The 11,558-nt window shown below is 55.2% G+C and carries 9 protein-coding genes; 3 read left to right on the forward strand and 6 right to left on the reverse strand.

The genetic code is table 11. The features are described from left to right. The first annotated feature begins 66 nt into the window (after positions 1-66). Both K8U03_25055 and K8U03_25060 read left to right on the forward strand, forming a co-directional pair. Positions 67-1,119 carry an iron-containing alcohol dehydrogenase family protein gene (locus K8U03_25055; GenBank protein ID MCE9608167.1) on the forward strand — a complete coding sequence of 351 codons (1,053 nt, stop codon included), beginning with the start codon at positions 67-69 and terminating at the stop codon, positions 1,117-1,119. 88 nt (positions 1,120-1,207) lie between these two features. Continuing rightward, positions 1,208-2,371, forward strand: coding sequence for a putative zinc-binding peptidase (locus K8U03_25060; GenBank protein ID MCE9608168.1), 1,164 nt, complete (start codon positions 1,208-1,210; stop codon positions 2,369-2,371). A 788-nt stretch (positions 2,372-3,159) separates the two neighbouring features. Here the strand turns inward: K8U03_25060 and K8U03_25065 are convergent. Then, positions 3,160-3,975, reverse strand: coding sequence for a hypothetical protein (locus K8U03_25065; GenBank protein MCE9608169.1), 816 nt, complete (start codon positions 3,973-3,975; stop codon positions 3,160-3,162). A gap of 270 nt (positions 3,976-4,245) precedes the next feature. Further along, complete coding sequence (locus tag K8U03_25070) at positions 4,246-5,556, reverse strand: VCBS repeat-containing protein (protein ID MCE9608170.1); 1,311 nt, start codon at positions 5,554-5,556, stop codon at positions 4,246-4,248. A gap of 196 nt (positions 5,557-5,752) precedes the next feature. Between K8U03_25070 and K8U03_25075 the strand changes: the two genes are divergently transcribed. Then, complete coding sequence (locus K8U03_25075; GenBank protein ID MCE9608171.1) at positions 5,753-6,232, forward strand: hypothetical protein; 480 nt, start codon at positions 5,753-5,755, stop codon at positions 6,230-6,232. Between the two features lie 440 nt (positions 6,233-6,672). Here K8U03_25075 and K8U03_25080 read toward each other — a convergent pair whose 3' ends face one another. From K8U03_25080 to K8U03_25095, 4 genes are all read right to left on the reverse strand, one after another. Next, positions 6,673-7,668: a hypothetical protein gene (locus tag K8U03_25080; protein ID MCE9608172.1), complete on the reverse strand. Its 996-nt coding sequence runs from the start codon at positions 7,666-7,668 to the stop codon at positions 6,673-6,675. 170 nt (positions 7,669-7,838) lie between these two features. Next, a complete protein-coding gene (locus K8U03_25085; GenBank protein ID MCE9608173.1) occupies positions 7,839-8,129 on the reverse strand; it encodes a hypothetical protein in 291 nt (96 codons plus the stop codon). 620 nt (positions 8,130-8,749) lie between these two features. Then, complete coding sequence (locus K8U03_25090; GenBank protein MCE9608174.1) at positions 8,750-9,400, reverse strand: SOS response-associated peptidase; 651 nt, start codon at positions 9,398-9,400, stop codon at positions 8,750-8,752. A gap of 315 nt (positions 9,401-9,715) precedes the next feature. Next, a partial coding sequence (locus K8U03_25095) for a DUF1929 domain-containing protein (protein MCE9608175.1) occupies positions 9,716-11,558 on the reverse strand: 1,843 nt, incomplete at its 5' end.

The following is an 11,558-nucleotide window of genomic DNA, read 5'->3' on the forward strand; positions in this document are numbered from 1 at the left end:
ATTCGAGACGTTACGGGCATTGTTTAACTTGCTTCGCGGTGGAGCCCCAAGCCGATTCTCTCTGACATGCTGAAGCCGACTCAGATTGCGATCCCCACGTTGGTCCGAGTGAAAGCCGGCGCGCTTGATCGACTTGGAATCTATCTCCGCCGCAACGAGCACTTCAAGGTCGCGGTCCTACAAAGCCAGGGACTGAACGCAACTTTGTCCGATCGCGTTCGTCGCAGTCTGGCTGACCAGTCGATCGAGATCGCCGCGCTGATCGACGTCGCGCAGAACGATCTCGAATCGGCGGCCCGATGGTTCACCGATCTCCCTCCGGACATTGCGGCGATCGTCGGCGTCGGCGGCGGCAAAGCGTTGGACATCGCGAAATACGTCGGCTTCCTGTCAAGAAAGCCGTACTATGCCGTGCCGACGTCCCTCTCGAACGACGGCTTCTGCAGCCCGCAATCGAGCTTGACGATTCGCGACAAACGGCGATCGCTTCCAGCGGCGCTCCCGTTCGCGGTCGTCATCGACACAGCCGTCTGTCAGGCTGCGCCGACTGCGCTCACGCTCTCCGGAGTCGGCGACCTAGTCGCGAAGTTCACTGCCGTTGCCGATTGGAAGTTGTCGTTCCACGCTACCGACGAACCGGTGAACGATTTCGCGGCGCTCCTCTCCGATGGTTCGATTCATGCTTACCTGAGCCATCCGGCCTTGGATCTCGAAGGAATCCGTCTGTTGGCGACTTCGTTGATGCTGAACGGGATTGCCATGGAGTTGAGCGGTTCGTCACGCCCGGCGAGCGGAAGCGAGCATCTCATCTCGCACGCTCTCGATATGATTTCGGCGAGGCCGCGACTGCATGGTCTGCAAGTCGGCGTCGCCTGCTACGTCGTTAGTCAACTGCAGCAGGAAAACACGGCACGCATCGCCGGCTTGTTCGATGCCGTCGGTTTTTGGGACGCGATCGCCTCCGATCCGTTCTCGCGCAGAGAATGGCTCGAAGCGGTCCGCATCGCACCGTCGCTGAAAAGCGGCTTCTACACCATCCTTTCGAGCCGCGATGCAGTGCCCGAAGTCGACCGGATTCTACGGCAGGATCCTCGGCTCGAGCGCTGCTTTCAGGACTGACGTCGAAAAGCTCGGGTGTTCGGCGCGGCGTATCGTTAGACTGTCCGATCGCATCGGCGCATCTCGGGCCCTAGAAAATCGGCACTCCATGGCGAACTTCTTCGAATACATCACCCGGCGGCTGACGGAATCTTGGCGGACGGAGGAACCCTCGGGCCGCAGCTCCGTGTTTCGCTGTCGATGCGAACGGCCGGTCTACTTTCGCAACAGCATCTGCTTGGGTTGCCGAGCGCAACTGGGGTACGATCCCGAGTTGCGACGGCTCGGCGCCTTATCGCCGGGTCCTAAACCGGACACGTGGCGCATAGACGGAGAAGACGACGATGCGCCGCTGCAGCGACGCTGCGCAAACTTCGATTCGCCGGCGGGATGCAACTGGCTTACGCCCGCTGCGGAAACGGAGCCGCTTTGTCGTTCGTGTCGCCTGAACCGGACGATTCCGGATCTGGGCGTCCAAGAAAACGGAGTGTTGTGGCGCAAGATCGAAAATGCGAAACGCCGCTTGGTCTCTCAGTTGCTCACGCTCGGACTCCCTGTGGCGTCGCGAGTCGACGAAGATCCGGAACACGGCGTCATGTTCGACTTTCTTCGCTCGCCGGCCGAAGGACCGCGGATACTTACCGGCCATGCCGACGGCTTGATCACGCTCAATGTCGAAGAAGCCGACGATTCACAGCGCGAGAAGATCCGTGATCAGATGCGCGAGCCGTATCGTACGCTGCTGGGCCATCTACGACACGAGATCGGCCACTACTATTGGGATCGCTTGGTCGACGGCACACCGTGGCTCGAAAAGTTTCGAGAGCTCTTCGGCGACGAGCGGCAAGACTATGCCGCAGCTCTCAAACGAAATTACGAACAGGGCCCACCGGCGGATTGGGCAGACCGTCACATCACGTCTTACGCTTCGGTCCATCCCTGGGAGGATTGGGCGGAAAGCTGGGCCCACTACCTTCACGTCGTCGATAGTCTCGACACGGCCTTGCGTTTCGGCCTTCGCGGAGAAGACGTCGAGGCCGCCGTCGAACCGTTTTCGGTCGACGATCTCTACAATCCGCAGGTCGATGATGCACAGCGCGTGATCTTACTCGTCAATTCTTGGATCCAACTCACGACGGTGCTCAACGAGTTGGCGCGAAGCATGGGCCAGCACGATTTCTATCCTTTCGTGATGTCCCGACCGGTCCTGCGAAAAATGCACTTTATTCAAATGATCGTGAAAGAAGCCCGCGGCGGCCGCTCGTTGATCTGAGCTTCGTTACGGCTCGATTGGAATCTTCGACAATTTTGTTTGCCGTTGCACGTGAGTAAACCACGTATGCAGCACCCAGAGAGCCGAGGTAAGGGCCTAAGAGTAAGAGCCGGCGACCCCCGAGGTGGGCAGTCATTGGCGAACCCTCACAGCGGATTCAAGCGCTGCGGATCGTCCGACTTCGGGCTGTTGCCCAAGCGGCTTACGGGACTTGCGATCAGATCGTCGTCGGGATCCGGCTGTAACAGCAACAGTAGCTTTTCCCGGCCGGTAAACTACGGATCGAGCCACAACGCTCGCGCTTCAGGTTCGCAAACAGCATCGGCCACGCTACGGAACACTGCAGTAAATCGCAGTTTTTCGCAGGTGGCCGATAATAAGAGTGCCCCCTTCAGGACTCGAAGAGACGCTAAAACGCCGGAAATGGAGAGGTCCGAGGGCCTCTGCACCGGATTTGCTGCCAATGTCGACATTTCGAGCACCGCAGCTAACGACTTGGCATCTGTAGTCGAGGCCTGGCCGACGCTCCCTGATGCGACGAAGCAAGCGATCCTCAACCTAGTCGATCGAGCATCTAGGCACGCACCGCACGGCTAGGCCCAGGTTGGGAATTCCCAAGTGAGCCGACGGACGCTCGTCAGAAAAACCGAGGGACCCATCAGCCCCAAAATCTTAGCCACACCACTCCCGGTCTTATACGCGGGCGGTACGTCTAACCTCGCTGGAGCGCTATAACATTTTTTGATGTTAAGCTGGGCAGCATGCGGAAATATCATGCGATTCATTCTTTAGGAACGCGGAGGAAGACCCTGAATCGAATTCAGATGCGTCCAGTAGGAATGAATGATGAAGTTCGATGCCGTAGCGTTTTTTTGTAGTTCGCTCAATACGGACATCAGTCCTACGACGTCAGAGTTCTCAGTAATTGCACTGAAATCACCCAACGCTAAGGGATCTATTTTACCTGTCGATTTGTCCACAATAGAAACCCCTTGTACTATGCGGAAGATTACGTATTTTCCCGCCACATGAATCACGTGTGGTCGTCGGTAATGCGGAATCGACGGGTTCGCCTCATAGAAGGCGTTCAGATGGTGAAAAATCGTTTCTAAACTCGCGCCGTCGGAAGCAAAGATCACCTTATACGGCCAGTCTTCATAGTTTTTGACTTGCACAAAGCCGACCACTCTTTTCTCAAGTGACGATGTCGGTGGTATAGCTGCCATCCCAGAAAGTGCGTCTTCGAGTTCTACCTTGTTCAGCATTGCCTTGATGGATGCGACACCAAGAGTTCCCTCGACCGGAGAAAAAGCCTTTCCCAGGCCATCTCGGTTATGAAAATCGTAACGCGGTGTAGTGTCGGTCGTTATCAACACATCAAGTTGACCGGACTCTTCCCCATTTTCGCCGAACAAGAACCCGCCAAATGAGACGTTGCATTTCGAGGGAGCATGCAGCTTTAAGAACTGAGCGTATACCCTCTCGCGAGACATGCCATTGTCGGTCGTGTTCGGAAATATCTTAGAAGCGGTGGATTCACCGCGAATAACGGCAGCGACCTCAAGAAAATAAGCGCGAAGTCTGTCGAAGAACGGCGTCTTCATTTACTGGTCTCTGATTGGATTTTGAAAAGCACAGCTTAGACCACTTCGTGGCCATCCATCCAACTGCCACGCCTTGCAGACTTCGCGTGTTCTCTCCGCCTCTTCCAGCGAAATCAACTTAGCTGAGACTCATCGTCGACGCGCGGCATCGAATTCATCGGGCAATAGTCGTAACTTCCGACTAGCGATTCTTCCGGTCGGAATACGTCCACGGCCATACACCGATAGCTCAGATCCGAGCGCATTGGCTCCCGCCGCAAGCAAGTCCGGCTACCGTTCGTTCGGATCAGGAGGGCCGAAAACTTCCGGCTTAGGATGTTCAATACGCTCTGGTGGAGAGCCTTTTTCGGAAGTTTGTCGATCAGAAATACATCGTTCGCAGTTATCGGAGCAAAAACCAGCTCCCAGACCACCCAGAAGACCTCCGGCAACTCCTCCTGTTCCGCCAACGACCGCTCCAATTCCTACGTCACGAACGCATTTAGAGCAGGAGGTAGTCCATCCAGCTTTATGAACCGCTAAAGTTGAGTTGGTATCCACTACTGTCGCTCGGGCCATGTCCTTCCAGCTTTCAAGTCCGGTAAGTCGGCGAGAAGATGGAAATGAGTCACGAAGCGCCGGAGCCGCGTCTGCAAATGGATTTGACCCCCAGGAAATACCGGGTACTCCCGGCTGCCCATTAAGTGATCCAACGACGTGCCATTTTCCCTCTGATGAAACAAACGACGGATCATCCTTTCCATCGCCGTCAAAGTCCGTGAACACGACTCTTTTTGGATCCCAACCCGGAGGAAGTGGCGCTCCCCAAGCGAATAGAGATGAGCCGAGTTCGCCAGTAGCCCTCTTGATATGAACGTGACCATCCGACGTGATATAGATTCGGTCTGACTTTTTGTCCCCATCAACATCCGCGACTTGTACGCCTTTGTCCGGCCAACCGGGGAGCTGTTCACCCCAGGTTCCGATGATGCCGCGTGTCGGCGTATCTACAATGTGCCATTTGGCAGTGCCGGGCGCTAAGAATGCTCGATCAGCTATACCGTCACCGTTGAAATCGGCAACTCCGACTTCGTTTGACCATCCAGGCGCTGCCTCGGAACCCCAAGGTATTCCTGGCGCTCCTAAAGGGAACGCATCCTTCCCATTCTGAGTAAGCAACACATACCATTTGGAATCTATCGGACTTACAAAGGCGCGGTCGGTTTTGCGATCTCCATTGAAATCGGCCAGGACGATCCCCGATTTGAGCCATCCGGGCGGCATTGCTTCCCCCCAAGAGATCCCTGGAACACCCAATTGGCCAGTCGCAGTGATGATGTGCCACTTCCCATTGACGTCCGATATATAAAGCCGATCCGCTTTTCCATCTCCGTCGAAATCGCCAATGTGGACTCCAAATGCAGGCCAGCCGGGAAGTTGCGATCCCCAAGATTTGGAATCAGGACCCGAATTCGTAAGCACGAGATACCAGCGCGCGTCGTCGGTACTGACAAAAGCGCGATCCGTCTTCTTATCGCCGTCGAAATCTCCCAGGTAAACGACGACACCGGGATCGCTAGGCATACACAATGAAATGAGCAACGCAACGTGACTCAACACATCGCACCTCGCAGGTAAAGAACTAGATCGACTCGAACGCAATCATACCTCTTCCGAGCCATAGCAGTACAGCAATTGGTCTTACTTTCTTCTTGAAGAATAGGCACATTCTCAAGCGTTTGAGAAACGGCTAGGCCGAAGCTTGAGGTTTGGTCGCCGACCGAATAATACTAGCGCCATGAAGCCCAATCACCGCCACAAACTCCGCTACGGTCCGTACGCCGCCCCCCGTTTCCGCTACGGCTCGACGGCCAACGACGCGTGCCGAGGCGACGTCGTCCTTGTAGCGATCTCTGACGGTCGGATCCCTTGGCCTCTGGGCCGCGTGAAGGGCAACTCCAATCGAGCCCTCGTCGTCTACGGTGGTCTCGTCCGAGCCGTGCGGCGTGAGGCATCTCAAGCGGTCGCGTATTGGTGGGGCGTAACGGCGCAGACCGTAACGAAGTGGCGGAAGGCTCTCGGCGTCAACGAGCAGACCGAAGGCGATCGAACCGTGAGAGCCGAGCACGGTCGCCGCAACTGGTTGAAGGTCGGGCCGAAGCCGCCGTTCTTTAAGCGGATGCGCGAGGCCGCGGCCCGCCTTCAGGAATCCGCGATGCGGGCGATCCACGACGTCAGAGAAACTATCAACCGAAAGGAATCATACCTTAAGCGATAAAGCCCTCGAACACCTTAAGAAATACGTCGCGAACAACGGCGACGACGACATCCCCGCGCAGGAAGACGATCTTGAACTTCCGAGCCTCGGCGACGGGCTCTACAAGCCCTACGCGCGCGCATCGAACAAACCGGCGTATGCCCTGCATATCATCCAGCAGAGCGGCGAGGTCCGGAGCTTCCAGTATTTCCAGCTCGATAGTGGGTCGGAATACAAGCCCGGCGTCATCACGCTGCGGTTCCTCGGACTGAAGGTCTTCGAGGTCGAGATTGCGGGGCGAAATCTCTGGCAGCTATACGACTCCGTACATTCGCACCGCATGCCGTGGGTAAAGGTCGATTCGCGGCAGTTCGACTTGGGCGATGGCTTGTCAGTGATCGAACGGGTTACGATCAGCGAAGAGCCGGAGAAGCTCGGCATCGAATAGCGTGGCCACCGAACTACGCAGTCAGGATCGTTTTCAGTGCTCCATCAGCGATTTGACTGCGACGCAATTGGTATTCCTTAACTAGGACGTCCGCCATGATAAGTCTATCTTGCCATTTTTGAACTTTTCGATACCAGACGACGATGCCGGTGACGATCCACACCATACCGAATGCGAATACGGTCAACCCTACCTGATCGTAAAAGTCGCGGTCCACAACCATTTTGCCCAAGGTGTTCCCAATATCATCGAGTCGTGCATCATTAACTTGAACCAGTGTCGCGATTAGATGAGCCTCTTTGAGCGCCTCATTGATATCTCGAAGCGTGCTCGCAGTTGAAGGATCCGCCTCATGCAGATTTTTAATTTCGGCCATTTGCCCATATACACGGGCAAGCAGATCATATTGGTCGTTCAACGCAGTCATCAAGTCCGTCGCTGCCTTCTGACAATCCTGTATGGCAGTCATAGCTAATTTCATATATTCATATTCGTCGGCCATTTGCGCTGCACCCTCGCTAACCTTTTGCAATCGTCGAATAATTTTGCCTTCATCGCTATCGGGAGAAAACTGGTTGTTCTTGTCGCTTTCCGGTACCGGTGGGCCAGCCGCCTTTCCAGGTCGCTTAATATTTTTCACCGCCTCTTCGCTTGCTTTGAATTTCTTAGTAAGCACCTGCATACGGTCAATGCCAGCGTTGTATGCCGCTATGTCAGAGGTCGTGCCTTCGAGATGCACACTTATGGCTCGTGCATTCGCAACTGTGGACTTCGCCACATCAGAAACATTCCTTAGTGGCGCTAGTGAACTAAGAATGTCTTTTGCGACTTGACGCTTCGAAGATTCGAGATCGCGTACGTCGGCGATCGTGGCTTCGATGTTCTTTTCGTGGATGAGCGGTATCGCGATTCCGAATGCCGCAATCACAACGCCGACAATCGTTGCCGTTTTATAGAGACAATCGGTGGGCAACGCGGTTTTCACGAATGGCAACGTGTCTTCGCTCATAGTTACCTCTATTCACATAGCGATGGTCAGCGTAAAGAATTCGCGGGCATTCTAGTTCATAAGTCAAGGCGACAGAACCGTCATCTTCCAGGGTCGTCGTGAATATTTCGGAACGGCATATGGAATAAGGCGTGTAACGCTCCCGAAAGACCGCTTAACCGGCGGTAGGTCTATCGGTCCTGCCCGTGGTCGTGCCGGTATCGATCAACACGGTTCACGAATGATTTGCGGCCATCCCGGAAATACGAGTACGCATCGATCAGCACTCTCTGCATCGCGCGTTCTTCGTGCGGGCCGTTGGCGGCGGCTTCGGTCTTCAGTCCGCCAAGCGTGACGAAAACGCTAGTCATCGAGATGCGGCCCTCGGGCAGCCCCTCTTTCGGGCGCTCGATATATATTGTCAGCGTGAGGTCGTCGGTTGGGTCGGCATTTGGGTCGGGTGGGCGAGAGTCGGCGACCATTAGGATTCAGAAGCGGTCTTCTCGCCATCTTCGCGATTGATCGGGATCAAGGCGGACCATGCGATCACGTCCCAAGCATTTGACAATTCGCTGCCATCAAATCGCTTTCCTCCACACGGGTAAGCACGGCCCGCTTCATATTTCCCGATTCGCATCCTCGGATGAGAGCAAGAATTTCGCTCCCCGCTTCTTTCGGAGCCGTCTCGATAGGCTGCCATTGATTTGCCTGCTCGGCCGTGCGCCTGAGAGCTTGCTCGTTCTCGATGAGCGCTTGGCATTCAAGGCATCCCGATTTCCGCTTGGGGTTAATTGGGTGCCTGCGGATTTCTTCGCGCAGCTTTCACACGCTTACTCGCATGTATTGCTAAATCCATACTGCTTTTTCCGAAGCGCCATCAATCGCAACACTTCGTCGCAAGCCAGAACCAATGTGTCTAGGCCAATGTTCTCAACCGGCTGTTCGGAGCACGGGGTCTCTTCATACTCGCGGCGATACGATCCGTCGGCATATTTCGTTGGCGATCCGATTGAGTCGCTGGCGGGAGAGCCGATGTTTCCATCGCTATGCTGCGCTTGATGTTCTCCGGTTTCTTGGTTGTTCCCGGCATCCCCAGCGGCGCTCATAGCGGATTCAAGCACCGCGGATCGTCCGCATTCGGGCTGTTCACGAATCGGCTTACCGGCGTGGCGATCAAGTCGTCGTCGGGATAAGGCTGTAATAGCGACAGCAACTTTTCCTGGCCGGTGAACTCCGGATCGAGCCACAACGCTCGCGCGTCGGGCGGGAGAATGACCGGCATCCGATCGTGGAGCCCGGCCATCAACGGATTGGCTTCGGTCGTGATGATCGTCGCTGAGTCGATCGGCGGCTCGACCTTCGACCATCGCTCGCTCAATCCGGCGAACGTGAACGGCCGGTCGTCTTTCATGCGGATGAAGTACGGCTGCTTCACGTCCCCCTCTTTCTTCCATTCGATGAACCCATCGGCGACGATGAGGCAGCGGCCGCGTTTGAACGCCGAACGAAAGGCGGGCTTCTCCGCGACGGTCTCGGCCCGGGCGTTAATGAGGCTGCTACCGATCTTCGGTTCTGCGGCCCACGATGGAATGAGCCCCCACTTCACCAGCTTCGGCGCGCCGCCGGCAGCGATGATCGGAATCTGTTGCGTCGGGGCGATGTTGTACCGCTGTGCGTATTCCAGCGCCTGCTCGTAGCCCCACTCGGCAAGGAGATCGTTGAGCCGAGCGCGCAATGTGAAACGTCCGCACATGGCGGAAATCCTACGGTTTTTCTTGCTGGCGTCCGATAGGTGACAGGCGTGCAGTATCAGCGCCATTGGATCGTGCCAAGAGGAAGCCATGCTCATCGCCCATCTCGACGCCGATTGCTTCTACGTTTCGGCGGAAAGAATCCGCGATTCGTTCCTCCGCGAGAGAAGCCCGTCGGCGTGATCGGCAACCAGGTTGCGGCGGTGATTGCCAAGTCATACGAGATGAAAGCCAAGGGAGTAAAAACCGGCGAGCCGATCTGGGAGGCCGCTGCGGGACGAGCAGTAGACTGTCGATGCAAGTATTTTGGGGAGGGTTCATTTTTTCTGGCCGACAAACAAGACGTGGGCCACCGACGGCACTCCGTCAGACGTCAACAGGAAAAGGAAGTACGGACCCGGGGGGGCGACTCCTGGCGACGTCGGCACTTTCAGAGTGATGCTTTTTGAAGATTCATGAACAATCGTCATATTGATGCATCGTTGATCCGAACTAAATGCATGGGTCATCGAGCAGCATCTAATCAATGTCACTCGATCTATACTCTTCGCGTTTGCGTAGGACACCTTAAACTGTTCGCCATAGTTGACTTCTTTCGGTGCTGACTCGATCTCTGGTCGCTCTTTCGCGTCCAAGTACGGCGGAGAGTAGATCGAAATCTGTGGATGGCTCCGAGAAAAATCGCAATGGTCTTCGCCGCCAGCCGTCCAAACGCGACCATCGGGAAGAAGGACAGCACTGAAGTGATATGCGCGCGGTCGGATTGCGCTTTTAACTTCTTGCCACTGCTCGGATTTGGGATCATAGATATATGACTTAAGAATGCGAGGATTTGGTTTGGGCCAGTATTCACCACCTCGTTCGTCTACGCCGCCCGTCAAAAATAGTGTGCCATCGGCCAGATAAACGGCAGCCCCGCACAAATGATGAAATCCATCGTAGTCGACAGGTACGTTTGGTAACGAAGTCCACGATGGTGTTTTAGCTCTAACATCGAGCTTGTATGGGCATTTTCCGCCGAGAACGAGCACTCGTTCATTGCACTTAGTGTCTGAATCGTCCGACGATAGCGGCAAAAGAACTGACTGAGTGTGCCAGCCGAATCCTTCAGGATCGGTCATGACATCGGTGGCGTAATTTATATATTCTCCGAGCCCAGCAGGAACGTCGCAGAGCTTTTCCCACTTCCAGGATGTAACGTCAAGTACGCATGTCGCATGACTCGCAACAACACCTTGTTCGCCAAAAACGGACGTGCATAGCACATTTCCGTCAGCCAATACGTGTAGCCGTGGATAAAATCGCTGAGTTTTGTCGTAAGTCGTTCCGCACGCCGACCAACTGAGCGTCGTCGGGTCAAAAACTTCCTGTTCCTCAACTACTACATATTTTGTATTGTTCCCATGCGCACCATGCTGGTGTCCACCGTGTTTATGCACGTCGTGTTGATCTGAATTGTGGCTTTTCGTCGCGACAGTCCCTTGAGTGACAAGTACCCTTCCATCAGCAAGCGTGACAAGGGTCGGATAGTAACGAGTGACGCGCATCTTTCCCGCGAAACTCCATTTTTTTGAATTCCAATCGAAAATGAAGGAATCGTTGGCTTGAGCATAATTGCCACCAGCTACCAAGAGTCGACCGTCAGGTAGGATCGCATGTCCGCAACAAAAGAGGTCAGCGTAGTCATGCGTCCCCGGCATAAGTGGCGAATCAATTTTGCGAACAGTCCCCATTCCCCCGGGCGAGTTGCAACTCCATAAATATGTGTGATCTTTCTCATCGTAAACCGGAAATTGAGCGACTCGACCTCCTGTAAAGCAAAGAACATGCCCGTCAGGTAAGAGAGCTACGTGAGAAGTGGCTGCGCAGCAATCCTCTTTCCAGTTTCCCATTCCTTTAGATGCGACTAGGACGTTGTCTTGACTTTCCATGTGACGAGTTATCCTCTTTTGTGATTCGGCGTGCTGCCGAGGCTTGTGCAAAGCAATTACCGTCCTGTCCACCTGTGCTTCGCTCTGCAGTGACCTGCCCCCACGCGTGATACCAAGTGTTGCGTTAGTTTCTTCAAGAATCAAGCTTGGTCTTTTCGCGGAGCGCAGCGTAGCGAAAAGACCAAGCTTGAACGGCCTCGGGTGCCGGGGGTCGATAGCCCAACGAGCT

Source organism: Planctomycetia bacterium (assembly GCA_021413845.1).
Taxonomy (GTDB): domain Bacteria; phylum Planctomycetota; class Planctomycetia; order Pirellulales; family PNKZ01; genus PNKZ01.